The organism is Polynucleobacter nymphae (assembly GCF_018882155.1).
GTDB lineage: Bacteria > Pseudomonadota > Gammaproteobacteria > Burkholderiales > Burkholderiaceae > Polynucleobacter > Polynucleobacter nymphae.
In genome coordinates this window covers 1,302,808-1,327,141 of sequence record NZ_JACVPA010000001.1, presented here as the reverse complement: position 1 = coordinate 1,327,141, position 24,334 = coordinate 1,302,808, and the positions used below count along the sequence as shown (strand labels likewise).

Below are 24,334 nucleotides of genomic sequence, written 5' to 3'. Positions count from 1 at the left end.
TAGCTTGCTTTGGGTTAACTCAGTTTTTTACGTAAGAGTTCATTTACTTGGCCCGGATTGGCCTTGCCTTGAGAGGCTTTCATTATCTGACCCACAAGCGCATTAAACGCCTTTTCTTTGCCAGAGCGGAACTCTTCCACCGACTTCTGGTTTGCCGCTAGCACTTGATCAATGATTGCTTCAATAGCTCCGCTATCGCTAATCTGCTTAAGGCCTTTGGCATCAATCACTTGGTCGACAGTGCTAGTCGCCTTACCAGCAATAGCCTCTTCCCACAAAATCGCAAAGATTTCCTTAGCGATCTTATGAGAGATAGTGCCATCAGCTACACGAGTCAGCAAGGGAGCTAAATGAGATGCTTTCAGTGGCGCATTCGCCATTGCAATGCCAGCGCGGTTTAAAGAAGAAGCAAATTCACCAGCAATTAAATTCGCAGCAGCTTTTGCTAAAGGCTTGCCAACAATTGCCAATAACTCCTCAAAGACTTTTGCAGTATCACGATCTTGCGTCAACAATTGTGCATCGTAAGCGCTCAAGCCATAGTCTGCCTGCCATTGCTGGCGAAGTTGTGCTGGAAGTATCGGCATCTGATTGCGCACCTGCGCAATCCACGCATCATCAATTACAACTGGCAATAAGTCGGGATCTGGGAAATAGCGATAGTCGTTAGCATCTTCTTTGCTACGCATACTGCGAGTTTCGCCTTGATCGGGGTCGTATAAACGGGTCTCTTGAACAACTGTTCCGCCGTCTTCGATTAATTCAATTTGGCGACGCACTTCATATTGAATAGCTTCTTCTAGAAAGCGGAATGAATTCAGGTTCTTGATCTCGCAACGGGTACCGAACTCTTTTTGCCCCATTGGGCGAACAGACACGTTCGCATCACAGCGGAAAGATCCTTCTTGCATATTGCCATCACACACTCCTAACCACACTACGAGGGTATGCAAAGCTTTTGCATATGCCACTGCCTCTGCGGCACTGCGCATGACAGGCTCAGTAACAATCTCTAAAAGCGGGGTACCAGCACGATTTAAGTCAATGCCGCTAGAGGGCTCGCCATGCGGCCCCATAAAACCCTCTTCGTGAACCGATTTACCAGCATCTTCTTCCATGTGGGCGCGGGTTAATTCAACGACCTTCACTTCATCGCCAACCAAGATCTCAAGATGGCCGCCAATGACTACTGGAAGATCCATCTGACTAATTTGATAGCCCTTAGGTAGATCTGGATAAAAATAATTCTTGCGGGCGAAAATACTTGCAGGCGAAATTTTGGCGCCAACTGCCAATCCAAAACGAATAGCATGCTCAACCGCTTGGCGATTGAGCACTGGTAATACTCCTGGTAGAGCTAAATCCACTGCGCATGCTTGCGTATTGGGTTCCGCACCAAAGCGGGTGCTTGCACCACTAAATATTTTTGATTGAGTTTGTAGCTGAGCGTGGGTCTCTAGACCAATAACGACTTCCCATTGCATCATGCCACCCCACTAGCTTGTCGCAAATGCCAATCTGTGGCTTGCTGATACTGATGCGCCACTTGTAATAAGCGTGCCTCAGAAAAGTAATTGCCAATGAGCTGCATGCCGATAGGTAAATCATTTGCATTAAATCCGCAGGGGGCGCTCATTGCGGGTAGTCCAGCTAAATTCGTTGAGAGCGTATAAATATCTTCTAAATACATTTGCACTGGATCTTTTGACTTCTCCCCCAGGCGCCATGCCACATCAGGCGCAACTGGCCCAAGAATCACATCACACTCTTTAAATGCCGCCTGAAAATCTGCCGCAATAATCCGGCGAATTTTTTGTGCTTGCAGGTAGTAAGCATCGTAGTAACCGTGACACAGAACATAAGTACCAATCAAGATGCGGCGCCTGACTTCCGCACCAAAGCCTTCGGTGCGAGATTTCTGGTACATATCACCAAGATCTTTATATTCAGTGGCTCGATGACCGTAACGGACGCCATCAAAACGACTCAAATTACTAGAGGCTTCTGCAGGTGCTAATACGTAATACACGGGAATGGATAGTTTCGTTTTAGGCAAACTCACTTCAACTAATTTTGCGCCTAAGCTTTCTAAAGTCTTTGCAGCTTCACCTACTGACTTTGCAACATCAGCGGCCAATCCTTCAGCAAAAAATTCTTTGGGCAAGCCAATTCGCAAACCTTCTAGCGGTTTAGCAGAGTTTGTATTGCCTTCTTGCCAACTCTGATTGAGATAACGGCCATAGTCCTCGCCAGAATCCGCTAGTGAAGTGGAGTCGCGCTGATCATGTGATGACATTGCAGAAAGAACTAAAGCGCAATCTTCAGCCGATTTACCCATGGGGCCTGCCTGATCCAATGAAGAGGCATAAGCAATCATTCCATATCGAGAAACGCGCCCATAACTTGGCTTAATGCCAGTCAAGCCACAAAATGCAGCAGGTTGACGGATTGAGCCACCAGTATCAGTGCCTGTTGCAATCGGAGCTAAGCCAGCGGCAACCGCAGCAGCGGAGCCGCCTGAAGATCCGCCAGCAACATAGGCCACATTCCAGGGATTTAATACTGGCCCATAGGCAGAATTTTCATTAGAAGACCCCATGGCAAATTCATCCATATTGGTCTTGCCAAGACAAACCATGCCAGCACCATGCGGATTGTTTTCATCGGGAATTCCGAGATTGGCAACCACCGTAGCGTCAAAGGGGCTCTGGTAACCAGCTAGGATTTTGGAGGCGGCAGTCGACTTCCAGCCCCGAGTGACGAAGACATCTTTATGGGCAATTGGAATACCAGTCAACTTGCCAGCCTTACCAGTAGAGATTAACTTATCTGCTTTAGATGCTTGTTCTAAGCTTAAGTGAGCATTCACATCTAAGTAGGCATTCCACTGCTTTCCAGCTTCAATTCGATCTAAAAAGTATTGGGTTAATTCAGCGCTGGAGACCTCTTTGGCAGTCAAGGCTTTCGCCATAAGTGAGATGGGGGTGTTATGCCAACTCATTCAATCACCCTCGGAACCAAAAAATACCCCTCTAGCTGCGCGGGGGCAGACTTCATATTCTCCGAACGGTGATCAGACTCACTGACTTGGTCAATGCGCAGTGGTTGAGCCAAATCACGCAAAAATAGGATTGGGTGAGCAAGCGGCTCCAAGCCAGTGGTATCGACAGCCTGCATTTCCTCAACCAGAGAAAAAATAGCCTGCAATTGAGGCAAAACTGCCTCGGCTTCTGCCTGACTTAACTCAAGCCTAGAGAGGTGCGCAATGCGCTGGACATCATCAAGATTCATGGGGCGCTAGAGTATCATTCCTATATATTTTTTATTAACAACTTCTATTTTCCCACTACATCATGTTTGGTTTTTTCCGCAGCTACTTTTCCAATGACCTAGCCATCGACCTAGGAACCGCCAACACCTTAATTTATATGCGTGAGCGGGGTATTGTCCTCGATGAGCCCTCGGTTGTGGCAATTCGCCAAGAAGGTGGTCCAAATGGTAAAAAAACCATTCTAGCTGTCGGGAAAGAGGCAAAAGCGATGTTGGGGCGTGTTCCAGGAAATATTGAAGCAATTCGCCCTATGAAGGATGGTGTTATTGCCGACTTCACCATTACCGAACAAATGCTCAAGCAATTCATCAAGCTTGTGCATGAAAGTAAATTATTGAAGCCTAGTCCACGCATCATCATTTGCGTTCCTTGTGGCTCTACTCAAGTTGAGCGTCGCGCCATTCGTGAATCTGCATTAGGTGCTGGTGCGTCACAAGTATTTTTGATTGAAGAGCCAATGGCTGCTGCAATCGGATCTGGCCTACCAGTTTCTGAAGCAGCAGGTTCGATGGTTGTGGATATTGGCGGCGGCACGACTGAAGTTGGCGTGATGTCGCTAGGTGGCATGGTCTACAAAGGATCTGTTCGTGTTGGTGGCGATAAGTTTGATGAAGCTATTACCAATTACATTCGTCGTAACTACGGAATGTTAATTGGTGAGCAAACTGCCGAGATGATCAAGAAAACAATCGGCTCTGCATTCCCTGGGGCAGAAGTGCGCGAAATGGAAGTTAAGGGCCGCAACCTTTCGGAAGGTATTCCACGTAGCTTCACTGTTACCAGCAATGAAATTCTCGAAGCATTAACAGATCCACTGAATCAAATCGTGACAGCAGTAAAAGCGGCCCTTGAGCAGATTCCACCTGAGTTGGCCTCTGATATTGCCGAGCGCGGCATGATGCTAACTGGCGGCGGCGCGCTATTACGTGACCTTGACCGTCTCTTTCTTGAAGAGACTGGTTTGCCGATTCATGTAGCAGAAGATCCTTTAACTTGCGTCGCTCGTGGTTGTGGCATTGCTCTTGAGCGCATGGATAAGTTAGGCGGAGTGTTCTCGCACGAGTAAGCGACATACACGTCGATCAGGGAATTGCGACATAGCGCTCCACCACTTTTCAGACAGGGCATTCCGGCCTTACTCAAACTGATTGTCTGTCTGTCAATCAGCATCGCTCTGATGCTGATTGATTTCCGTTTTAAAGCTCTCGACCCGATTCGCAATAATGTGAATTGGATCTTGCGGCCGCTTGAATATGTCATGATGGCCCCCCGCAATATTTTTGAGACGACATCAGAGTATTTCACTACTCGGTCAACGCTTGATCAAGAAAATCAAGTAATGAAGGTACGCCAAGCAGAACTCTCTTTATTAGCAAATCAATCTGAATTCTTGATGGTAGAGAATCAAAATTTGCGTGAGCTGATGGCACTGCAAAAACAAGTTGCCTTCAAAACCTTACCAGTAGAAATTCTCTTTAACCCGCCCAACCCAATCTCGCAGCGTATTGTGATCAACCGTGGCAGTAATGATGGTTTAAAGCTCGGTAACCCCATCGCCAACGACTCCGGCATCCTTGGCCAAGTGGTCCGCCTCTATGAACGCTCCGCTGAGGTCTCCTTACTAGAAGATCGTGATTTTGCCGTTCCAGTGCAGGTCGCCCGCAACGGCCTGCGTGCCGCTATTTTTGGGGCGGGGCGTGGAAATCCTTTGGAATTACGCTATTTGCCTGTCGCCAGTGACTTAGAAGTTGGCGATATTTTGCTTACCTCCGGCATTGATGGTATTTACCCACCAGGATTTGCGGTTGCAGTCATTAGCAAAATTGAGCGCAATGCCGATAAAAACTCTTCTAATGTATTTTGTGTTCCAGTCGCTGCAGTCAATCGCTATCGCCAAGCCTTAGCTTTTTTATATGATCCGCAGTTTGACGCTAAGGCACCAACTATCAATAACAAATCGAGCGCCACTACACCGTTAAGCAATACTCCAGGCCGTCGCCAAACTCGTGCGCGAGGAATGCAATGATTGACTTCCAAAGCGGCTATATATTGCGCCCGGTCAACCCGGTCTTTATTTATTTCAGCTTATTTTGTGCGCTGCTATTAAATCTTTTACCAATTGGTAATTATGGATGGGTGCCAGACTGGCTCATTCTGTGTATTGTGTTTTGGAATATCCATCAACATCGTTACGTTAGCGTGATTTCGGCTTTCATTCTTGGATTATTGATTGATGTGCATAACTCTGATCTTTTGGGCCTCCATGCCTTTAGCTATTCCCTAGTAGCCTATGTAGCCATCTCTTGGCATAGGCGGATTGTGGCGCTCACGGTTCTATCGCAAGCCCTCCATCTACTGCCCATCTTCTTGCTGGTTTCTTTATTTCCAGTCTTAGTGCATTGGCTGCTCAGTGGTGAACTGTATTGGTGGGCCTTAACAGGCGCCATTCAAGCCATCATTGAGGCAATGCTTTGGCCATTAGCAACTCGCATACTGTTAGCACCTCAACGTCGCCCGATTGACGTTGATCATAATCGGCCACTGTAAGAGGTTGTATGGTTTCATTTAAAAAACCGAACCTTGACTCATTTCAAGAACGCATTCATATTGCGACTTTATTTGTCACATTTTGTTTTTTACTTTTAATAACTCGCTTGGTGTGGTTACAACTTTTCAGCCATGGTAAGTATGCTTTGTTAGCTGAAAGTAATCGTATCGCTTTAGTGCCGGCACCAGCTAATCGTGGACTTCTCATTGATCGCAATGGCATTGTGATTGGCAGAAACTACTCAGCCCTTACCTTAGATGTCAATGCCGAAGAGCTTAAGGGCAATGTTGACCAACTCATTAACAACCTTTCTGAAATTGTTGATATTTCACCCAAAGATCGTCGTAATTTCAAACGCTCCTTGGAAGATTCCCGAAATATGGGCACATTTCCCCTGCGATCCATGCTCAATGAAGCTGAAACTGCACGCTTTATGGCCAATCGCTACCGTTTTCCGGGGGTTGAGATCCGTGCCAGAAGCTTTCGGGAGTATCCGTATAACGAGTTAGCCTCTCACCTGATCGGCTATATCGGTCGAGTTTCTCAAAGGGATAAGGAGCGCATGCAAGCCGAAATCGAGGGTGCTAAAACTGATGACCCAGATGCTTTGCAGGCCTCTTTTTTGCCAGGCATTCAATATGTTGGCAAGATTGGCTTGGAGCAAAGCTACGAAACTGTTCTCCGTGGTGTGCCCGGATATGATCAAGTAGAAATCACTGCAGGCGGAAAACCAGTGCGCACACTGTCTAGCTCACCTTCCGTGCCCGGTAAAAATGTGGTGCTCTCGGTTGATATTAAATTGCAGTACTTAGTTGAGCAGCTCTATGGAAATTTCCGCGGCGCATTTGTAGCTATCGAACCTGAAACGGGTGATGTCTTGGCTTTTGTATCTAAGCCTAACTTCAATCCAAATGATTTCGTTGAAGGGATTGACTCCGTAACATGGAAAGAGCTCAATGACTCTCCACAAAAACCGCTCTATAACCGTCCACTAAAGGGAATTTATCCGCCAGGGTCAACCTATAAACCTTTCATGGCGCTTGCTGCTTTGGAGAATAAGAAACGTACACCTTCACAAACAATTTCTGATCCTGGTTATTTTAATTTCGGTAACCACACCTTCCGCGATGATAAGAAGGGTGGTCACGGAATCGTTGATATGCAAAAGTCAATTGTTGAATCCTGTGATACCTATTACTACACGCTCGCTCGTGATATGGGTGTCAATATGATGCATGACTTTATGAAGCCTCTTGGCTTTGGTCAAATCACCGGCATTGATTTGGAAGGCGAAACTAGGGGCGTTCTCCCGTCAACTGAGTGGAAGAAAAATACCTTCAAGAAACCTGAGCAGCAAAAATGGTACGAAGGTGAAACGATCTCTTTGGGTATTGGCCAGGGCTATAACGCTTTCACCATTTTGCAATTAGCGCACGCAATGGCAAACGTAGCAAACAATGGCATTGTGATGAAACCGCACTTGGTAAAAGCCATTGAAGATCCATTTACTCGTAACCGAGTATTAACAACCCCAAAAGAAAGTTATCGCATCGATCTGAACCAGGAAAATATTGAGGTCATCAAAAAAGCAATGGTCGAAGTGAATAACTCTGGCACTTCTGCTGCAGCATTTAAGGGCACGGGATATCAAGTTGGAGGTAAAACTGGTACTGCCCAAGTCTTTAGTTTGAATTCGAAAGAATATAAACATAGCGCTACTGCAGAATTCTTAAGAGATCATGCTTTATATATTGCATTTGCCCCCGCAGATAAACCTACTATCGTGATTGCAATGGTGGTTGAAAACGCAGGCTTTGGTGCGCAATACGCAGCGCCAATTGCTCGCAAGGCATTGGACTATTACATTGAGGGCAAGTGGCCTAAGGAGATTCCTGAGTGGAAAAGAGCCCCTTAATCAAAATTAAAAGTTTATTCTTCGGCATATTCGCTGGACTAGATCGCGAGCTAGGCCTTATTTTACTTGGATTAGCGGCCATTGGCTTTTTTACATTTTTATCTGCAAGTCAAAATACACCTGTTCAAATCATAGATGAGTTACGCAACCTTGCACTGTCATTTATCGTGATGTGGATTGTTTCTCGCATTCCACCCAAGTGGTTAGAGACGGGTGCTGTTTGGATTTACGGTATTGGTATTGCGCTATTGATTGCGGTAGCTGTATTTGGATTGATTAAAAAAGGCGCGCGTCGCTGGCTCAATATTGGCTTTGTTATTCAGCCATCTGAAATCATGAAAATTGCAATGCCCCTTATGCTTGCGTGGTACTTTCAGAAGCGCGAAGGCATTCAGAAGGGCTGGGACTACGCAGTAGCAGCAATTATTTTGGCTATTCCAGTTTTCCTAATAGCGCGCCAACCAGATCTAGGCACAGCACTCCTTGTTTTTGCAGCTGGTCTCTACGTCATCATCTTAGCTGGCTTGCCATGGAAATGGATTCTGCCTTTTGTAGGTCTTGGTGTTATTGGTATTCTGCTTATTATTATTTTTGGCAGCACGATTTGCGCGCATGATGTTGCCTGGCCATTCATACACAACTACCAAAAACATCGCATCTGTACTTTGCTAGACCCTACTAGTGATCCGCTTGGAAAGGGTTTTCACACAATTCAATCCATGATTGCTATTGGCTCTGGTGGATTTTTTGGTAAGGGCTGGTTTCAAGGTACGCAGGCACATTTAGAATTTATTCCAGAAAAACATACCGACTTTGTATTTGCAGTTTTCTCAGAAGAGTTTGGCTTGCTTGGTAATCTAATATTGATTGCCTTGTTCTTTGCCCTTATTAAAAGAGGCCTAGCAATCTCAGCAAGTGCGCCGAACCTATTTACGCGTTTACTGGGCGCTGCAGTAACGCTGATTTTCTTTACTTATGCGTTTGTGAACATTGGCATGGTGAGCGGCTTACTGCCAGTCGTTGGTGTTCCGTTACCATTTATTAGCTACGGTGGTACAGCTTTGGTTACTCTTGGGTTTGGTGCGGGGATATTGATGAGCATTCATCGTCATCGACGCCTAGTGCAAAGTTAATTCATAACAGATTCTGAAATTCTTCAAATTCTTGAGGTAATAAAAAAGCCCGGCATGCCGGGCTTTTTGATCAACAAAGAAAGAATTACTTCTTACGCTTGTTAACTGAATCTTTAAATGCTTTACCAGCAGAAAACTTAACAGTTTTAGCGGCGGCGATTTTGAGTGGCTCACCAGTTTTTGGATTGCGGCCCATACGTGCAGCACGCTTGCCAGATGAGAATGTCCCGAAACCGATCAGTTGTACTGAGTCGCCTTTAGTAACAGCTTTGATGATTGTGTCGATAGCAGAATTCAATGCAAATTCAGCTTTTGCTTTAGAGATCTCGGCGTCGTCAGCAATTGCTGCGATTAGTTCGGCTTTGTTCAAGTGAAGCTCCTTATAGATATTGATGTCAGCGCACATTACGCTTACATGATTTTAACCACAAAAAATTACAAAAATAAAGCTGCGCTACATTAATTTTTACAACCACTACAAATTAGTCAGCTAAAACGACTATATCGGAAACAAAATATTCAGTATCCCCAAAACAGCTTGTTGGTAAACCAATGTGCTGATCATATTTTAGGGCTACTTTTTTGCCTAAATTAGCATTTATTTTTTGCGCCACAGCATCATCACGCACCGTAAAGAGGAATTTTTCAGACATCGTTCCAGGCATCGAAACCATCGCCATTTCTCCCTCCCAGGTTTTGCAAATATAGCCACGATTGGAGAATTTTTGTACATATCCAGCTCGTTCGCCGTTCCCATAGCTCCAATTAAGCATGATCCAGGTATATGCTGAAATACCCACTAACCCAATTAAAACAAGGCTTAAGAGCCATTTTATAAACCCATTCATACGATCATCCTTGATCTATGTCCACATAAACCCTAACTGGGCACCCAAACCTATCTTGACTAAGTATATGTGTATCTCTGAGTAAGAAATAGTCTATCAAGGGCCTGCAGACAAATTAAAATGTTAGTAGTCACCTTACATTGGCAAGTTCCATGCAAATTCGTCACATCATCTTTTTTATTTTTGTAGCCTCAGCTCTTTATGTTTATTTCAGAGGTAGGGTCCGCTTTGGATTGGTGAGATCACTAATGGACTATCAAGTACTTTTAGCCCCCATTAATACACTTTTATATTTATTTTCTAAAGTAAAAGCGACTGCTTTTATTCCAGTAAGCCAATTTCCCGAAATGAAGCCTTTGCAAGATAATTGGGAAATCATCCGCCAAGAGGCGCTTTCATTAAATGCAGACGGTGCTATTGCTGTAGCAACAGGCTATAACGATATTGGGTTTAATTCCTTCTTTAGAACGGGTTGGAAGCGTTTTCACCTCTACTGGTACGGCAAAGATCTACCTTCCGCTCAGGCCAGCTGCCCTAAAACAGTGGCACTGCTTAAATCCATCCCCTCCGTCAAAGCAGCTATGTTCGCATCCCTACCCCCCGGCGCGACTCTAGTACGTCACCGTGACCCCTATGCGGGATCCCTACGCTATCACATTGGCCTCGTGACTCCAAATGATCCTAAGTGCTTTATTGAGGTTGATGGCGAGCGTTATTTTTGGAAAGATGGCGAACCTGTCATGTTTGATGAAACCTATATTCACTTTGCTGCCAATGAAACCGATCATCAACGCATTGTCCTATTTTGCGATGTTGAGCGGCCTGTTTATACAAAAGTAATGCAATGGATCAATCGCTGGTTCGGTCGCCACGTTATGAGTGCTGCAGCGTCTCAAAACGTTGAAGGTGAAAAAGTTGGCTTTGTGAATGTCGTATTTAAATACTTTTACCAGCTCAGGGCCCAAGCTAAAAAACTGAAAGCCAAACACCGCAGCGTTTATTACGTCAGCAAATGGGTCTTAATTTTGGGAATTTTGTGGGCAATCTTCTGGTAATTTAGGGTTTGAGAGCCTGAATAATTTGCTCAAGGCTAATAGGCCCCCAGACTTCAACCCTCTTATGCCTGGTGTTTTGCCCAGAAATGAACTGAATCTGTTTTTGGGGGACTTTTAATTGCTTCGAAAGCCAAGCCAATAACAGCTCATTGGCCTTATTTTCTATGGCAGGCGCCTGCAGGGAAATCTTAAGACAACCATCATGCAAGCCTACCACTTTGGTGATCTTTGCGCCTGGCTGGCAATGTAGATTTAACGTAATTCCGTTGGGGGTTTGTTTTAACCAAATAGGTGTCATTAAAGTACTTTAAACTTAAACCATGATTATGAAGAGCTCCAAAACGCTAGACCACCTTTTTGCAAGCAATCGCAACTGGGCTGAAGGCATGATCGCCAAAGATCCTGATTTCTTTAAGCGCTTAGTGAATCAACAAGCCCCAGAATACCTCTGGATTGGCTGCTCCGATAGTCGCGTACCTGCCAATGAAATTGTTGACTTGTTACCAGGTGAGCTATTTGTTCACCGCAATGTGGCTAACGTTGTTGTACATACTGACTTAAATTGTTTATCTGTGATTCAGTTTGCGACTGACTTACTGAAAGTAAAACACATCATCGTGGTTGGACATTATGGTTGTGCGGGTGTACATGCTGCATTAAGCGATCGCCGTGTAGGCCTTGCTGATAATTGGTTGCGTCACGTTAAAGATGTTCACCAAAAACATGAGCGCTATTTAGGGGAAGTTTTACCCACACCGAAGCGCCAAGATCGTTTATGCGAATTAAATGTGATTGAGCAGGTTGTCAATGTGTGTGAGACCACCATTGTTCAAGATGCTTGGCTTCGCGACCAAGATCTGACAGTACATGGCTGGGCATACCGTCTTGATACAGGGATCGTAAAAGATTTAGGAATGTCCTGTAGCTCAATCGAAGAGATGGAAATGCGTTATAAAAAAACCTTAACTCGTTACGACACTGAGTAAATCGCATTTGCTCAAATCCTTTGCTAATCAAGCAGTAGTTGCTTTTCTTCAGCTCCTTTCTATTCTGCCCTATCGGCTTTTAGTGTCGATTGGCTATGGCTTAGGCTATATCGCTGCACGCATTCCCGGAGACCGAAATCAGGTTGTAAAAACAAACTTGCATTTGTGTTTCCCCAAATTAAATACAACTGAAATTGATCTTCTGTATAAGCAACACTGGCGCTTACTTGGTCGGAGCCTAGTTGAGAAAAGCATTATCTGGTTAGGCAGTAGGAAACAGTTAGGTGACATGATCGAAGTAAAATCTGCCGTTGATCTGGCGAGCAGAAAGCCGCGCATTTTGGTGAATATGCATTTCACTGGGATTGAAGGCAGCATTATTTTGAGTGCGCTTGCAAAAGAGCGGCACTGGCCTCGCACTTCAGGATTTTTTCAGAGGATGAAAAATCCCTTCTTCAACCAAAAAATTATTGAATGGCGTAATCGCTTTGGCGGAAACTCAATTGATCGTCAAGGAAATTCAAAAGAAATCATCCGAGAGATTCGTAATGGTGACTTCATTATCATTGCTCCAGATATTGATCTAGGCACAAAAGATTCTGAGTTTGTTCCCTTCTTTGGGATTGAAACTAATACCATTACTACTGTGTCGCGCCTGGCCAAGATTACCGGGGCCGATGTTTGCATGATGACTACCACTTTAAAAGCGGATGAATCTGGCTACCTTTGTGAAATCAGCGAGCCCCTAAAAGACTTCCCCGGACCCGATCCCAAAACAGATACTGCTCGCTTAAACCAATGCTTTGAAAAAGAAATTCTTCTTCGCCCAGCCGAATACTATTGGGTCCATAAGCGCTTTAAAAATCGTCCTGGAAACAAAACCAACCCTTATAAGTCTTCCACCTAAAGAAAGATTGGCAATAACGTCTAATTCGGGCAATTGCCCGATAATATGGGCATGGAAGATAAAGTACGCGTTTCGAAACTGTTGTCTGAGTTGGGGCTATGTTCACGTCGTGAAGCAGACGCCTATATTGAGCAAGGCTTAGTCACAGTAGATGGAGAGGTGGTCAACGAGCTTGGCGTTCGCGCTTATCGACATCAAAAAATTGAATTGCAGTCTGGAGCCAAAGTCCAGCAGGCTTCTCGTATTACGGTAATCCTGAATAAACCCGTTGGCTTCATCTCACACTTCGATGATGAGCAAGAATATCAGCCGGCTGCCTCATTGATCACGCCTGATAACTACTTTGGTAGCCCGCTTGATAAGGGTCGCAACCCCCGCTTTAATACTAAAGGCTTGGCTCCTGCAGGCAGACTTGATATTGACTCTACTGGGCTGCTGGTACTCACCCAAGATGGTCGAATCGCTAAATTATTGATTGGCGAAAATAGCCCAATTGAAAAAGAATATTTAGTCCGTGTTGAAGGGGCTCTGTCTTTCGAAGATTTAGATCGCCTTAAACATGGTCTATCTTTAGATGGAGTCGTACTAAAGCCAGCACAGGTGAGTTGGCAAAATGAAGACCAACTCCGCTTTGTATTGCGCGAGGGACGTAAGCGTCAGATTCGTAGAATGTGTGAAATGGTTGGACTCAAGGTCATTGGACTTAAACGCGTCAGAATCGGTCGAATTTCACTGGGCCCGCTGCCACCGGGACAATGGCGATTTGTAAGGCCAGAAGAGCAATTCTAAGTAAGCTCACCCGCTTATAATTGCGTCCAAACTAGATTAATAAGCGCAGAATTACCATCGATACCACCACCTCCAGCACTCCGGGCTCAGAAGTATTACGACGTCGTAGCTTTGCCATCATCTCTCACCCCGATGCTGGCAAGACAACGCTCACTGAGAAATTGTTGCTTTATGCTGGTGCAATTCAAATTGCTGGCAGCGTTAAAGCCCGCAAAGCAAGCCGGCACGCAACCTCTGACTGGATGGAGATTGAGAAACAACGTGGAATCTCTGTTGCTAGCTCCGTGATGCAAATGGAATATCGCGACTGCATCATCAATCTACTCGATACTCCGGGCCATCAAGATTTCTCTGAAGATACTTATCGCGTTTTAACAGCCGTAGATTCTGCTTTGATGGTGATTGATGCAGCGAATGGTGTCGAATCACAAACCTTACGCTTGCTTGAGGTGTGTCGCGCTCGTAATACACCTATCGTCACTTTCATTAATAAGATGGATCGCGAAGTGAAACCCCCTATGGAATTAATGGACGAGATCGAAACCGCCCTTGGTATCGAAGTTGTTCCATTTACCTGGCCAGTAGGCATGGGCAAATCTTTTGCGGGGGTCATTGATATCGCCAATATGCGCATGCGCATGTTTAAAGCAGGTGAAGACCGCGTTACTGAAGACTCACATGCTGTGGTTGATGTAAATGACCTAGCACTTAAACAGCGCCTGGGTACTGACTTAGAAAACGCCTTGACAGAAGTAGCGCTTATTAAAGAAGCAATGCCAGCATTTGATCGTGAAGCTTTCTTGGCGGGCCGCCAGTCCCCCGTATTCTTTGGCTCAGCGATTAATAATTTTGGTGTACGAGAAATTTTGAATACGCTAGTTGAACTTGCGCCATCACCAGGATCACGCAAAGCGCTGCAACGCGAGGTAAGTCCTGCTGAAAATAAATTCTCTGCCGTTGTCTTTAAGATTCAAGCAAATATGGACCCAGCACATCGTGACCGTGTGGCATTTTTACGCATCTGCTCAGGGCATTTTCAGCGTGGCATGAAATTAAAGATCTGTCGTAATAACAAAGAAGTGCGCACCAATAATGCATTGTCTTTTCTTTCACAAAGACGCGATATTTTGGATGAGGCATTTCCGGGAGACATTATTGGCCTGCCTAACCATGGCTTACTCCGCCTGGGTGATACGCTTACTGAAGGTGAGCAATTGCAATTTACGGGCCTGCCATTTTTTGCTCCTGAAATTTTTCGCATGGTTGAATCAGCAGATCCCATGCGATCTAAGCAACTCCGAACTGGCTTGATGCAACTTGGCGAGGAGGGTGCTATTCAGGTCTTCCGCCCTATGGCTGGTGGCACGATGCTCTTAGGAGCCTTTGGTCAACTGCAATTTGAGGTCGTGAGTCATCGCCTACAAACGGAGTATGGCGCTGAAGTGCGCTTGCTGCCAGCACGCTATAACTTAGCCCGCTGGGTAAGCTCAGATGATCCTGTTGCTTTGAAAAAATTTACCCAAGAAAATATTCATCGGATGGCAGAAGACGTTGTAGGGGCATCTGTTTTCCTGGCATCTCATAAGTCAGAGCTTGATGTGGCTCAACAGCGCTGGGAATCAATTCAGTTTCACGCTCTCAGAGAACATGCTGGCTTAATTTATCAATCAGACTTAGCTGGTTGATTATTTGCTTTTACTCTGAGGCAGCTTACAGTCAAAAACTGCCACTAGTGGTGTATCCGTACTTTTAAAAGTAGCAACCTTGCCGTATTGCGCACAATAGTTGCTTGCCTTCTTGCTTAATTGCTCAATAGACTCGCCGCTGCTATTCAAAAAAGTGACGTGATTTGCATCAGATGCGTCCGTATACACAGCTGCACAAGCGCTTAATAGAGCTAAACACAACGCCCCGGAAATGTAAGTCTTCATAAAAAAGATTCCTTGTTATTTGATCACTAGATCGGCCACCGATCAAACCTCTAGCCATATTGAAGAGAAATTTACCGAGAGCCCAACGCGTACAAAAGTGGTTGCAAGTGTGATCGCAGAAGACATCAGAAAGCCCATTGCTAGAGAGAAGATGATATTTGGAAGATTAATCATGTCGTAATCATAGCGCCTGGACTTTTAAGCTGTTATTCTGAACTGTGATCACTATTGTGCGCCCTAGATAGGGGGATCTCTTGAGTATCCCTCTTGAATTCATCATTTCATTAGTCTAGGAAAACTCATGGCTGCAGGCCAAAATCAAAGAAACAGAAAAAACGATCCCATGCTCACCAAAACAGGTAAACCGCGCCTTGGGCCACTAAATGCTACTCAGCTCAATAAGTTGCTGGAGGCTAGCACTAAGCCAAAAGAAAAAAGCAAGATCTTGCGAGCGATACAGAAACATGCTGTTGCTGCATAAATACTAAGCCCCGATATTTCGGGGCTTTTTACTTGTCTGCCAAAAATATTTAAGTCCTCTTTACCAACATTCTTTTTCCTAGAATGACGGTGGAAACTACCAAGAAGGCGAAAACTAAATTCATGACTGTGAGCGAATCCCCGAGCAAAACACTGGCCGCCACAAGCGTACAAAATGGTTGCATCAGCTGAACTTGGCTCACTCGCGCAATGCCGCCAATAGCAAGCCCTTCGTACCAAAAAAAGAAGCCAATAAACATCGAGAATAGGCTTAAATAAATAAAGCTGGTCCAAGCTATAAGGCTCGCATTAAGGTAATGCATCTCAAATGTGAAATAGCTCATCACAATATTGACAGGAAGCGAAATTACGAGCGCCCAAGAAATCACTATCCGTGGGTTCATCTTCCTAGAAAGCTCGCCACCCTCTACATATCCGACACAGGCACAAATGCCACCGAGCACCAATAAGCCGTCTATGTAAGTAAAGCTTCCTAAGTTCTTTAACAGGGCATAAACGACTACCAAGACTGCGCCCAATAGAGAAACTAGCCAAAATCCTAATGATGGTCTTTCTTTAAAACGAATAACACCAATAACGGTTGTAGCCAAAGGCATCATGCCTAGGATCACTGCTCCGTGGGATGAAGAGCCCTCAGTCATGGCAACAGTAGTAAAAATTGGAAAACCGAAAACTACCCCTAAGGCAATTACTACAAACTTAGTAAAATCAGCCTTGGATGGTATGCGCCCTTTTTTGAATAGTAGATATGCCAAAGCCACTATGCCTGCAAGTGTCGCTCGACCAAATGCAATGAAGTATGGGTCAAAGCTAAGAACTGCAATTTTACTTACCGGCAAAGTTAAACTAAAAATCAAAATGCCAATAAAACCGATCAGCATTCCTTTGGTTTCTTTATTCACTATCACCCTTTGCATATATGAAGCCATTGTATTGACAAACCCAGAGGGGTGCTTCTAAAGTATTGCAGAGCATGAGCTCTCGAGAAATCATTAGCCCTTATGATTGTCATATGACTACAACTCGCTTTTGCTTAGTGCGCCATGGAGAAACTGATTGGAATAGTGCACGCCGCCTTCAGGGCTATACCGATATTCCTCTGAATAACCGCGGCTTTGCTCAGGCGGCCCAGATCGCAAAGACTCTTAAGAGCAGCAACTTTCAATTTGATGTTCTCTACACCAGTGATTTGCAGAGAGCAAAACAAACTGCCAATGCAATTGAGAGCTTGTATGCAGTTTCTGCCATTAGTCATAGCTCACTAAAAGAGCGCCATCTTGGCGCCCTCCAGGGGCTTACCATTAACGAAGCGCCGCTTGTAGAGCCAGAGCTCTGGCAAATTCACCTCAGCCGAGATATTCATCATGAATTGCGCGGTGGAGAAAGTATCTTGCAATTTGCGAGTCGTATTAAAACTGCGCTTCAAGATATCCAAGAAAAACATGCTGGCAAAACGATTTTGGTAGTCAGTCATGGTGGGGCCTTGGACATGATGTATCGAATAGCAAGTAATCAAGCGCTAGATGCTGAGAGAGCGGTAGCCGTTCCAAATGCGTCACTTAACTGGATTAGTTGCGTTGGGGCTAACTGGACAGTTGACAACTGGGCGGATACCAGCCATCTCGATGGATTGGCCTTAGATAATTTAGACCTATAAACTACTGAATATGAAACTATTTCTCAGGGTGCCGATCTATCTTCTGATAGCACTCCTATCAGCACCTCTGTATGCCATGGATGACGTACCGGATAGCTTACCAGATCATGTTGTTGGCGATATTGGCGTAGCGGTCTACACCTCAAACCTGCATATTGGTACCGAAGGTACGCAATCTCTTTTTCTACCCTATGCTTTTTTTGACTATCAGCGTTTTTTTGTGCGCATTGATGAAGTTGGCATTAAAACTTTCAAGATGGGTTACGGCTACCTTGAGGTGATTGGGAAAATTAACCTAGATACCTATAAAGTAAAATCGCCATTTAATGGCACATCTATCAACCGTAGCGATCCCATACCTCTGGGCTTAGGCACATTCCAAGAAACCCCCATTGGTGGATTTTTTGTAAATGCTTATCATGACTTCGGCAAATCTAAAGGGGCACTTTATGAGTTTCTCTATTTTGCAGAACTGGAGACTTATAAGAAGATCGTCGTTTATCCTCAAGTTGGAGTAGAGAGGCAATCAAGTCAATACGCCAACTACTACTATGGTATTAACACTGGGGAATCACAGCTCACAGGCTACAACGCTTACTCGGTATCGGCTACTAATAATTTACTAGCGGGCGTTATGGTTGAGATTCCGGTGATTGATAGCTGGTATGTCAATATCTATGGCAAACGAAAATGGATGGGTAATGCAATCAACAATAGCCCTGTGATGAATCGCTCATTCCAAGACAATGTTTTTCTAGCGCTAGCCTACCGCTTTAAATAAGGCCTTAATAAATAAGCCACCTAGCGGTGGCTTATTTTCATTACATTACTTAGTTGAATGTAATTTATTTTGCTGTGATGCACAGAAGTCAACAATCACATCTGCAAAACTCAAATAGCGAGAATTGCTCTTTCTAAATTGATCAATTTCTGCGGCAAGCGGTGAAGTTCCGCCCTTAAAATCTGCATCCTCATATCCAGGGTGATACGGCGCCTCTTCAACAAATTTGTTTGTCATACATTAACCTCATTCAGTGTGTGCTCAAAAGCAGTATCGCCATTAAGCAATTTAGAAATGGAACTCCATTGGCATGCCAATCAACTTGCTACTGAATTATTTGCAAAGGTTTTGCATAAAAGACTCTCCTAAAAACGGCCCATCAGTTACATAGCAATTGCCATGCAGATGGATGCCGCTCCCCCTGTCCCTGATACCTGAGAGATTCACCCTAAGCCTGGCTTAGGACTTGCTCCTTCGGTGCACCATAAAAATGGTGGCTCTCCAGACGGCTATTTAGGATAAGCAGTACCTTCCTTTGGGATACCTGAGCGTTCATGGGAGTTTGCGCCTTCGGTGGAGGGTTGCCCCTCACTCTCCTGCTTGAAAAAATTATATCCTGATGCTCTAAATTACAGTTTAATTATTTATTACAGTTGCTTTAAAAAGACATTATCAGAATGGATGCCCCAGAAATCAGCATCACTAGCTCCATTAGTAATAAAAACTTCTTTTCAGGCAAGGCTAAAACAATTCTTTTGGAAAAGATAGAGCCCAATAATACGCAGCTACCAATCAATAGGCCCTGAATGATGGCCGTAGCATTTAAAAACCCTAGCTGATGAAAAGTAATGCCTTTGGTGAATAAAATGGATAAGGTGCTAGCAGCCTCAGTACCCAAAAAGGCGCCTTTGCTCAAACCAAATGCCAAAAAGAATGGTGTATTAATTGCGCCTGTGGTGGCCACTATGCCAGTGAGATAGCCAATCCCAGCACCTACCAAGCTCATTTGCCATAGCTTAAGATAAAAATTCTGTTTACGCATCCATCGGCGAATTGGAATAAGCAGAATTAGAAAAAGGCCAAGGGTAATTTCAACAAGTCGATCGTTTAGGGTGACTAAAGTGTTCACACCCAAGATCACTGCAGGTATTGCAGTGATGCTATAGACAAAACATACTTTCCAATTAATGACGCTCCACCACAAAAAAATACGAGAGAGATTTGCAACAGTGGCAACGAGTGCAATCACTGGAATTGCTTGAATTGGGCCATAAAAATACACCAAGGCCGGCATTAAGATAATCGTAGTTCCAAACCCAATTACCCCACCCAAAACGCCTGCGCCCAAACCTAAGAAACCGAGAACAAAGGCTTGGATGAGCAGATCCTGGAAAGTCATTCTATCTAGATTGCGTAAAAATTAAGGGAGTAGCTCGCTAATCTCAATCAAATTTTGATCGGGATCTCGAACGTACACTGAGTTAATTTTTGCAGTTGCTCCAGTACGAACAATAGGGCCATCAATAATTGGCCAAGCTTCTTTCTCTAGCCGACGAATAACTTCCAGAAGCGGTCTATCAGCAATAAAACAGAGGTCTAGAGCGCCTGGAGTTGGGATATTTGCTTTGGGCTCAAACTCCTTGCCCTTGATATGCAAATTGATCTTTTGGGTTCCGAACTTAAGCGCTTTGCGCTCTTCTGGTGGAGTGCCACCAATAAATGCCTCTAATTTCATGCCCAATACGCGAGTATAAAAATCAATACACTCAGCCTCTTTTGCTGTAGTTAAAACAAGATGGTCTAAATGATCAATCATGCAAATTATCTTCAATTTGGTGGGCAAGTATTCGCCAAAGTTTTACCAGCAAGGCGATCTTTTATCCAGGGCAAATATGAAGATGCGGCACTACCTGGCGTAGAGAAATGGGTTTGCTCTCCCGGCAGTTGAACTCTGCTGACGTTACCGCCCAGCTTACACATCTGCTTTTGATATAGCTCGCCCATCACAGGGGGCACAACCGTATCCTTGGTTCCCCAGTAAATAATTACGGGGGCTACAGGCTTCACTGGATTAACGCTTCCCTTCAAAAACGCTTGAGCCCATGCCAAGGTATTTTGTGCCTGTGGCTTTAAAAGATTTTTATACCCAGACCCATAGGCATAACTCAAAGTATCAGCTGATACATGAATACATTTATTAGAATAAATTTTGTCGATCACTTTGGCGCCATCATCCGTTAATAAATCTGTCAACTGAAGATTTGGAAACGCCGCCTGGGTGCCCCATAAGGTCATTGAGAAATGGGCAAAGTTAAATACATTGTCAGAAAAGCTACTTGTTAACTGGCTAATCATTTTTTCTGAGAGGGCTTGATCAAGCTTCGCTCCAGGCATTGTTACTGCAACATCATAGGGGGCTAGTGCTACAAATCCTACCGGCTGAATATCATCAAATGCAGTGCCTTTTTTGGACAGGTAATCTGGCATGCTGGCAGCAGCAATTGCAGTTCCGCCGCCTTGTGACCAACCATAGACTATTGCTTTCTTACCAGCTCCCGTTTCTTGCATAGACCCAACTGCTCTAATTGAATCAATCGTATCTTTTGCTTGAGTAATCGCAACTGCATACTGATGCTTGCCGCCTCCGCCTTGGCCCTGATAGTCGGTGCCAACAACTACATAACCCTCTTTAATAAAAGCCTCTAGGCTTGGGAGTCCATAGTCCGTCCAAGAGTTTCCATCTAATAAGAAATATTCATTTAAAGAAACGGCAGGATTAGTCTGTTGGGAAGGCCCGCAGTTTTGCGCTGTTCCTGTAGTGCCATGTGCCCATGCCATGACAGGCCTGCCTTCAGCAGGAGCCTTGCCAGTTGGAGCTACGACCAAGGCCGTAGAAATAGTTTTCCTATCTCCCACATCAGAAGAAATATATGCAATACGCCATGCTTGTGCGCCAGGAACCGCCGTGGGTACTTCCTCTTTTTTAATAACCTGACCCAACTTACCATCTGGGCTCATTTTGCTCACAGCTTGATAAAAGGGAGGAGTTGATGGTTCTGCGTGAGCTACTCCTAAATATAAGCTAAAGCAAATAGAGAGGGCAGCAGCTCGGCATAAGACTTTTTTCATTCTGGGTGGCCCCTATGTATACAGATAAAGCCATTCTAGCGGAGCTTTATGTTCCCAATGGGAGGTTGATATTGCCTAATGATGCTTTAAATAATCCATTGCCCAAGCTACTTCACTATCGCTCGGGAAGGGTGGCTAACCTAATAGGCCGCCCACTAAACTCATCGTTAGGCCCAGCAAGGTTGCATTAAAAACAAAGGATAAAAGGCTGTGCGTGGTAACCAGACTTCTAATTTTTTGATCGGCAATGATAATGTCAGCAGTCTGACAAGTCATTCCGATCACGACTGAAAAATGAAAGAAGTCTGCATAGCTTGGGTATTTAGTGCCGGCGAAAATAAGTGGTGTGCACTCAGCACCCTCTTTGAGGTTCACATAATAAGCGCGCGCATAATGAAGGGCATAAGCCGTATGCAACACTAACCAAGAAATAAAAAAGGTCCCGCCTGTCATTATCACGCCAAGTATGCGATCTTTTAGAGGAATATCACTTATACCTCCAACGTGAATAAAAATGGCCGTCAAACTCACGGCACTTGCAAGCAGAGAAACAATATAGATAAATGATTGTCCTTCATCTTGATGGTTGCTAAGGTAAGAAACTTTTCCTCTATTGAAATACTGCATCATCACAAATACTGAGATCAAGTAAGTTAATGAGGCACAACTCCAGGCCATTAAAAAACGAGTAGATGGGTGATGTCCCTCAAGCAAAAAGAAGGCGGCAATACCTACAATAGCCGAATATAAAAGGCGAGTCTTTGCCCTAATTAAGAACCAGCGAAATTTTTTGTATTCCTTGTCCATAGAACCCCCTAATAAGCTCTTGTCATGATATTCGATTGGGGCTAAAAGTAAACATAGTTCAGCTTTGATATAAAGGGGTCTGCAGTAAGCGCTGAAACTTGAGAATGCGAACCCTAGAGCAAGATTGCCCCAGCCAATCAAATCGCTTCGGCTAAACCAAAAGAAAATGCCCCACATAAAGCGGGGCATTGTTTGAATTTTGTGGCCCGAGACAAAATTGGCTTGGGCTTAGGATATTCATATCCTACTTTTTAGATTTATATTTTTGTACTGCCTCTTTTAAATCAGAATATTCTTCACAACCAAAAGTGCATACTTTATCTAATCTTGCCAATAAGGCCTCCGCCCCCGGCAGATCATTATTGGTTAACTTTAGTTGTCCGTAATATTCAAGAGCCCCGCGATGATTTGGATCGATCTTTAAAGCGGCTTGATAATATTTTTCAGCGCCGACTAAATCTGGTGGCTGTTTCTTACGAAGACTATAGCCCATTAGGTTATTCCAATCAGCCGAACCTGTTTCGTTGGCAGCCTGTAATTGCTGTATTGCTTGATTGTATTTTTCAGACTTAATACTTGCCCTTGTCTGGGTTAGCCAAACTGGATCTGACTTAATTGGGGGCGCAGTATCTGCGGCTTGGGATATCCCTACCGTTAAAAGGAATAATAGAGCTACTAGAAGTATTTTTTTCATTTGGGCATCTTTAGTTGAGAGTCTCTCTTTTATATACTGATTCTTTAATTTCTGCTTAAACACAGGCCAAATCAAAACTGCTAGAAATCGGTTTTGGTGGGTCTTGGTCACCTAGGGCTGAATCAGCTAAGGCCTTATGTCTATAAACCCATCTATTACTGGGTTTCTTTTGGCGGTTGGATAATATATTGAGCACCATTAGGTAAAGGGGTGCGATTTACGTTCAGCGCCATTGCTACAAGGACATAGTAGCCAGTCGTTGCAATTAAATCGACTACACCTTGTTCGCCAAATAAATTTTTGACTTTTATAAAGTTTCTATCGCTAACTTGATGGGTTTCATATAGCTCATTCACAAAATCATATATCGCCCCCTCTTCATTGCTCATGCCGTCTGGCTTTGTTCCTTGAGCTAATTGATCAATTATTTTAGGATCTAGCCCCGCATTTAAAGCAAGTCGCTGATGGGCGTACCACTCATAAGATGAGCTCCATTTTTGTGCCGTAATCAGAATTGCAAACTCATTTAACTTTAGGGGTAATGAGCTGTTAAAACGAATCTGCTCGCTAACAATGCGAAATGATTCTGCTAATTTCGGGCTACGTAACCAGATATTAAAAGGCGCCCCAAGACTATTAGAGCCCTTCACAACTGCCGCACTTCCAGTAGAGGAAACTGGCCCCGACATTAGTAGATCAAAATATTTTTTTTGATCTACCGACATATTTTCAGTTGTTATTCTTGCAAAACGTTCACCAGCCTCTTGCGCTAGAGCAGATGCTGAGCCGAGCAAAAAGAAACAGCTAATTGAAATTGAATATAAAAATTTCATTTTTTCCTTAAATTTATCGTGCGAGCCTATATTAAGCGGGGTTCAAGGCATGGGATTACAGGTTAAAGGATGTCTGACCCCCTAATGAATACTTGATGAATTTTTTCGCAAATGTAGGAAAATTTTCTTGCCCAGCATATTCAAAACTAAAGAAATTAAAGCGGTAAAAGTGCCCGTTACCATTGCTTCTGTAGAGGCGCTACCAAAGTGACTCGGGTGTGCCAAAAAATCTGCAATAAAGCACATGCCACCGGTTATGCCTGCTACTACATATTTATTACTAAACCAACGATAAGTAAACAGTGAAAGAATAAAAACACCAACAGCAGTAATCAATCCAGTCTCCACTGCCTTTAGTAGGTGCCCTACAGTTGCTAACCAAATATTGCCCTGGACCATAACAAGGAGACAGGCAGGGGTTGCTTCGCAAAATGGCGTTAGAAAAATCTTCATTTTTTGACTCAACATGTTGAACCTTCATTAATAAGA

General features: G+C 44.3%; 30 protein-coding genes and 1 riboswitch. Of the genes, 13 read left to right on the top strand and 17 right to left on the bottom strand.

Annotated features, from left to right (window positions below; all coding sequences use genetic code 11):
* Window positions 1–14 precede the first annotated feature (14 nt).
* Genes gatB through gatC form a run of 3 tightly spaced genes read right to left on the bottom strand, consistent with a single transcriptional unit; the run spans window position 15 to window position 3,291 of the window.
* Window positions 15–1,484, bottom strand: a complete 1,470-nt coding sequence (gene gatB, locus ICN29_RS06920; RefSeq protein ID WP_216132115.1) for an Asp-tRNA(Asn)/Glu-tRNA(Gln) amidotransferase subunit GatB — start codon at window positions 1,482–1,484, stop codon at window positions 15–17.
* Window positions 1,484–3,001 (bottom strand): Asp-tRNA(Asn)/Glu-tRNA(Gln) amidotransferase subunit GatA, encoded by a 1,518-nt coding sequence (gene gatA, locus ICN29_RS06915; protein WP_216130980.1) that lies wholly within the window; start codon window positions 2,999–3,001, stop codon window positions 1,484–1,486. Before gatA ends, gatB begins: the two co-directional genes overlap by 1 nt.
* Entirely contained in the window at window positions 2,998–3,291 is a 294-nt protein-coding gene (gatC, locus tag ICN29_RS06910) for an Asp-tRNA(Asn)/Glu-tRNA(Gln) amidotransferase subunit GatC (RefSeq protein WP_216130978.1), read from the bottom strand. The genes gatA and gatC overlap by 4 nt, the downstream gene beginning before the upstream one ends.
* Window positions 3,292–3,353: 62 nt before the next feature.
* Between gatC and ICN29_RS06905 the strand changes: the two genes are divergently transcribed.
* Genes ICN29_RS06905 through rodA form a run of 5 tightly spaced genes read left to right on the top strand, consistent with a single transcriptional unit; the run spans window position 3,354 to window position 8,927 of the window.
* Complete coding sequence (locus ICN29_RS06905) at window positions 3,354–4,397, top strand: rod shape-determining protein (protein WP_216130975.1); 1,044 nt, start codon at window positions 3,354–3,356, stop codon at window positions 4,395–4,397.
* Window positions 4,398–4,421: 24 nt separating this feature from the next.
* The gene (gene mreC, locus ICN29_RS06900) at window positions 4,422–5,357 is read left to right on the top strand and encodes a rod shape-determining protein MreC (RefSeq protein ID WP_216130972.1); all 936 of its coding nucleotides are present in this window, start codon (window positions 4,422–4,424) and stop codon (window positions 5,355–5,357) included.
* On the top strand, window positions 5,354–5,878 hold the full coding sequence (gene mreD, locus ICN29_RS06895; RefSeq protein ID WP_216130969.1) for a rod shape-determining protein MreD: 525 nt from the start codon (window positions 5,354–5,356) through the stop codon (window positions 5,876–5,878). Before mreC ends, mreD begins: the two co-directional genes overlap by 4 nt.
* Before the next feature lie 8 nt (window positions 5,879–5,886).
* On the top strand, window positions 5,887–7,794 hold the full coding sequence (gene mrdA, locus ICN29_RS06890; RefSeq protein ID WP_216130966.1) for a penicillin-binding protein 2: 1,908 nt from the start codon (window positions 5,887–5,889) through the stop codon (window positions 7,792–7,794).
* Window positions 7,776–8,927, top strand: a complete 1,152-nt coding sequence (gene rodA / locus ICN29_RS06885) for a rod shape-determining protein RodA (protein ID WP_216130963.1) — start codon at window positions 7,776–7,778, stop codon at window positions 8,925–8,927. The genes mrdA and rodA overlap by 19 nt, the downstream gene beginning before the upstream one ends.
* A gap of 85 nt (window positions 8,928–9,012) precedes the next feature.
* Here rodA and ICN29_RS06880 read toward each other — a convergent pair whose 3' ends face one another.
* Together ICN29_RS06880 and ICN29_RS06875 are read right to left on the bottom strand one after the other, a co-directional pair.
* Window positions 9,013–9,297 carry an HU family DNA-binding protein gene (locus tag ICN29_RS06880; RefSeq protein WP_169709856.1) on the bottom strand — a complete coding sequence of 95 codons (285 nt, stop codon included), beginning with the start codon at window positions 9,295–9,297 and terminating at the stop codon, window positions 9,013–9,015.
* Between the two features lie 112 nt (window positions 9,298–9,409).
* The gene (locus tag ICN29_RS06875; RefSeq protein WP_216130960.1) at window positions 9,410–9,775 is read right to left on the bottom strand and encodes a DUF8785 domain-containing protein; all 366 of its coding nucleotides are present in this window, start codon (window positions 9,773–9,775) and stop codon (window positions 9,410–9,412) included.
* 158 nt (window positions 9,776–9,933) lie between these two features.
* Between ICN29_RS06875 and ICN29_RS06870 the strand changes: the two genes are divergently transcribed.
* The gene (locus tag ICN29_RS06870; protein WP_216132112.1) at window positions 9,934–10,830 is read left to right on the top strand and encodes an aspartyl/asparaginyl beta-hydroxylase domain-containing protein; all 897 of its coding nucleotides are present in this window, start codon (window positions 9,934–9,936) and stop codon (window positions 10,828–10,830) included.
* Between the two features lies 1 nt (window position 10,831).
* Here the strand turns inward: ICN29_RS06870 and ICN29_RS06865 are convergent, their stop codons facing one another.
* Window positions 10,832–11,128, bottom strand: a complete 297-nt coding sequence (locus tag ICN29_RS06865; RefSeq protein ID WP_216130957.1) for a DUF167 domain-containing protein — start codon at window positions 11,126–11,128, stop codon at window positions 10,832–10,834.
* 22 nt (window positions 11,129–11,150) lie between these two features.
* On the opposite strand from ICN29_RS06865, the gene can reads away from it, so the two are divergent.
* The 4 genes from can (at window position 11,151) to ICN29_RS06845 (ending at window position 15,197) form a co-directional block, all read left to right on the top strand.
* Window positions 11,151–11,816: a carbonate dehydratase gene (can, locus tag ICN29_RS06860; protein ID WP_216130955.1), complete on the top strand. Its 666-nt coding sequence runs from the start codon at window positions 11,151–11,153 to the stop codon at window positions 11,814–11,816.
* 7 nt (window positions 11,817–11,823) lie between these two features.
* Entirely contained in the window at window positions 11,824–12,723 is a 900-nt protein-coding gene (locus tag ICN29_RS06855) for an LpxL/LpxP family acyltransferase (RefSeq protein ID WP_216130953.1), read from the top strand.
* Between the two features lie 51 nt (window positions 12,724–12,774).
* Complete coding sequence (locus tag ICN29_RS06850) at window positions 12,775–13,512, top strand: pseudouridine synthase (RefSeq protein ID WP_216132109.1); 738 nt, start codon at window positions 12,775–12,777, stop codon at window positions 13,510–13,512.
* Between the two features lie 116 nt (window positions 13,513–13,628).
* Window positions 13,629–15,197, top strand: a complete 1,569-nt coding sequence (locus ICN29_RS06845; RefSeq protein ID WP_369411656.1) for a peptide chain release factor 3 — start codon at window positions 13,629–13,631, stop codon at window positions 15,195–15,197.
* Here ICN29_RS06845 and ICN29_RS06840 read toward each other — a convergent pair whose 3' ends face one another.
* Together ICN29_RS06840 and ICN29_RS10815 are read right to left on the bottom strand one after the other, a co-directional pair.
* A complete protein-coding gene (locus ICN29_RS06840) occupies window positions 15,198–15,443 on the bottom strand; it encodes a hypothetical protein (RefSeq protein ID WP_216130951.1) in 246 nt (81 codons plus the stop codon). It abuts the gene before it with no gap.
* A gap of 42 nt (window positions 15,444–15,485) precedes the next feature.
* Window positions 15,486–15,617, bottom strand: coding sequence for a DUF2798 domain-containing protein (locus ICN29_RS10815; RefSeq protein ID WP_216130948.1), 132 nt, complete (start codon window positions 15,615–15,617; stop codon window positions 15,486–15,488).
* Window positions 15,618–15,744: 127 nt separating this feature from the next.
* On the opposite strand from ICN29_RS10815, the gene ICN29_RS06830 reads away from it, so the two are divergent.
* The gene (locus ICN29_RS06830) at window positions 15,745–15,924 is read left to right on the top strand and encodes a hypothetical protein (protein ID WP_216130945.1); all 180 of its coding nucleotides are present in this window, start codon (window positions 15,745–15,747) and stop codon (window positions 15,922–15,924) included.
* A gap of 49 nt (window positions 15,925–15,973) precedes the next feature.
* Here ICN29_RS06830 and ICN29_RS06825 read toward each other — a convergent pair whose 3' ends face one another.
* A complete protein-coding gene (locus tag ICN29_RS06825) occupies window positions 15,974–16,846 on the bottom strand; it encodes a DMT family transporter (protein WP_369411641.1) in 873 nt (290 codons plus the stop codon).
* Between the two features lie 71 nt (window positions 16,847–16,917).
* On the opposite strand from ICN29_RS06825, the gene ICN29_RS06820 reads away from it, so the two are divergent.
* Window positions 16,918–17,601: a histidine phosphatase family protein gene (locus ICN29_RS06820; RefSeq protein ID WP_255538093.1), complete on the top strand. Its 684-nt coding sequence runs from the start codon at window positions 16,918–16,920 to the stop codon at window positions 17,599–17,601.
* A gap of 10 nt (window positions 17,602–17,611) precedes the next feature.
* Window positions 17,612–18,382, top strand: coding sequence for a MipA/OmpV family protein (locus ICN29_RS06815; RefSeq protein ID WP_216130942.1), 771 nt, complete (start codon window positions 17,612–17,614; stop codon window positions 18,380–18,382).
* A 45-nt stretch (window positions 18,383–18,427) separates the two neighbouring features.
* On the opposite strand, the gene ICN29_RS06810 is transcribed toward ICN29_RS06815, so the two are convergent.
* The 8 genes from ICN29_RS06810 to ICN29_RS06775 all read right to left on the bottom strand — a co-directional run bounded on the left by ICN29_RS06810 (window position 18,428) and on the right by ICN29_RS06775 (window position 24,298).
* Entirely contained in the window at window positions 18,428–18,619 is a 192-nt protein-coding gene (locus ICN29_RS06810) for a hypothetical protein (RefSeq protein WP_216130939.1), read from the bottom strand.
* A gap of 174 nt (window positions 18,620–18,793) precedes the next feature.
* Window positions 18,794–18,897, bottom strand: a riboswitch (glycine riboswitch).
* A 143-nt stretch (window positions 18,898–19,040) separates the two neighbouring features.
* Complete coding sequence (locus ICN29_RS06805; RefSeq protein WP_216130936.1) at window positions 19,041–19,781, bottom strand: sulfite exporter TauE/SafE family protein; 741 nt, start codon at window positions 19,779–19,781, stop codon at window positions 19,041–19,043.
* Between the two features lie 21 nt (window positions 19,782–19,802).
* Window positions 19,803–20,198, bottom strand: coding sequence for a VOC family protein (locus ICN29_RS06800; protein WP_216130932.1), 396 nt, complete (start codon window positions 20,196–20,198; stop codon window positions 19,803–19,805).
* A gap of 11 nt (window positions 20,199–20,209) precedes the next feature.
* A complete protein-coding gene (locus tag ICN29_RS06795) occupies window positions 20,210–21,511 on the bottom strand; it encodes an alpha/beta fold hydrolase (RefSeq protein WP_216130929.1) in 1,302 nt (433 codons plus the stop codon).
* A gap of 135 nt (window positions 21,512–21,646) precedes the next feature.
* Window positions 21,647–22,507 (bottom strand): DUF1345 domain-containing protein, encoded by an 861-nt coding sequence (locus tag ICN29_RS06790; protein WP_216130926.1) that lies wholly within the window; start codon window positions 22,505–22,507, stop codon window positions 21,647–21,649.
* Window positions 22,508–22,562: 55 nt separating this feature from the next.
* The gene (locus ICN29_RS06785) at window positions 22,563–23,075 is read right to left on the bottom strand and encodes a tetratricopeptide repeat protein (RefSeq protein WP_369411640.1); all 513 of its coding nucleotides are present in this window, start codon (window positions 23,073–23,075) and stop codon (window positions 22,563–22,565) included.
* Between the two features lie 92 nt (window positions 23,076–23,167).
* A complete protein-coding gene (locus tag ICN29_RS06780) occupies window positions 23,168–23,845 on the bottom strand; it encodes a carboxymuconolactone decarboxylase family protein (protein WP_216130922.1) in 678 nt (225 codons plus the stop codon).
* Window positions 23,846–23,926: 81 nt separating this feature from the next.
* Window positions 23,927–24,298: a hypothetical protein gene (locus ICN29_RS06775; protein WP_216130919.1), complete on the bottom strand. Its 372-nt coding sequence runs from the start codon at window positions 24,296–24,298 to the stop codon at window positions 23,927–23,929.
* Window positions 24,299–24,334: the final 36 nt, after the last annotated feature.

Excerpts from the sequence above, each read along its gene's own strand:
- gatB (WP_216132115.1), bottom strand. The coding sequence starts at position 1,484 with ATGCAATGGGAAGTCGTTATTGGTCTAGAGACCCACGCTCAGCTACAA.
- gatA (WP_216130980.1), bottom strand. The coding sequence starts at position 3,001 with ATGAGTTGGCATAACACCCCCATCTCACTTATGGCGAAAGCCTTGACT.
- gatC (WP_216130978.1), bottom strand. The coding sequence starts at position 3,291 with ATGAATCTTGATGATGTCCAGCGCATTGCGCACCTCTCTAGGCTTGAG.
- ICN29_RS06905 (WP_216130975.1), top strand. The coding sequence starts at position 3,354 with ATGTTTGGTTTTTTCCGCAGCTACTTTTCCAATGACCTAGCCATCGAC.
- mreD (WP_216130969.1), top strand. The coding sequence starts at position 5,354 with ATGATTGACTTCCAAAGCGGCTATATATTGCGCCCGGTCAACCCGGTC.
- mrdA (WP_216130966.1), top strand. The coding sequence starts at position 5,887 with ATGGTTTCATTTAAAAAACCGAACCTTGACTCATTTCAAGAACGCATT.
- ICN29_RS06875 (WP_216130960.1), bottom strand. The coding sequence starts at position 9,775 with ATGAATGGGTTTATAAAATGGCTCTTAAGCCTTGTTTTAATTGGGTTA.
- ICN29_RS06865 (WP_216130957.1), bottom strand. The coding sequence starts at position 11,128 with ATGACACCTATTTGGTTAAAACAAACCCCCAACGGAATTACGTTAAAT.
- can (WP_216130955.1), top strand. The coding sequence starts at position 11,151 with ATGATTATGAAGAGCTCCAAAACGCTAGACCACCTTTTTGCAAGCAAT.
- ICN29_RS06850 (WP_216132109.1), top strand. The coding sequence starts at position 12,775 with ATGGAAGATAAAGTACGCGTTTCGAAACTGTTGTCTGAGTTGGGGCTA.
- ICN29_RS06840 (WP_216130951.1), bottom strand. The coding sequence starts at position 15,443 with ATGAAGACTTACATTTCCGGGGCGTTGTGTTTAGCTCTATTAAGCGCT.
- ICN29_RS10815 (WP_216130948.1), bottom strand. The coding sequence starts at position 15,617 with ATGATTAATCTTCCAAATATCATCTTCTCTCTAGCAATGGGCTTTCTG.
- ICN29_RS06830 (WP_216130945.1), top strand. The coding sequence starts at position 15,745 with ATGGCTGCAGGCCAAAATCAAAGAAACAGAAAAAACGATCCCATGCTC.
- ICN29_RS06820 (WP_255538093.1), top strand. The coding sequence starts at position 16,918 with ATGAGCTCTCGAGAAATCATTAGCCCTTATGATTGTCATATGACTACA.
- ICN29_RS06815 (WP_216130942.1), top strand. The coding sequence starts at position 17,612 with ATGAAACTATTTCTCAGGGTGCCGATCTATCTTCTGATAGCACTCCTA.
- ICN29_RS06810 (WP_216130939.1), bottom strand. The coding sequence starts at position 18,619 with ATGACAAACAAATTTGTTGAAGAGGCGCCGTATCACCCTGGATATGAG.
- ICN29_RS06805 (WP_216130936.1), bottom strand. The coding sequence starts at position 19,781 with ATGACTTTCCAGGATCTGCTCATCCAAGCCTTTGTTCTCGGTTTCTTA.
- ICN29_RS06800 (WP_216130932.1), bottom strand. The coding sequence starts at position 20,198 with ATGATTGATCATTTAGACCATCTTGTTTTAACTACAGCAAAAGAGGCT.
- ICN29_RS06795 (WP_216130929.1), bottom strand. The coding sequence starts at position 21,511 with ATGAAAAAAGTCTTATGCCGAGCTGCTGCCCTCTCTATTTGCTTTAGC.
- ICN29_RS06790 (WP_216130926.1), bottom strand. The coding sequence starts at position 22,507 with ATGCCCCGCTTTATGTGGGGCATTTTCTTTTGGTTTAGCCGAAGCGAT.
- ICN29_RS06780 (WP_216130922.1), bottom strand. The coding sequence starts at position 23,845 with ATGAAATTTTTATATTCAATTTCAATTAGCTGTTTCTTTTTGCTCGGC.
- ICN29_RS06775 (WP_216130919.1), bottom strand. The coding sequence starts at position 24,298 with ATGAAGATTTTTCTAACGCCATTTTGCGAAGCAACCCCTGCCTGTCTC.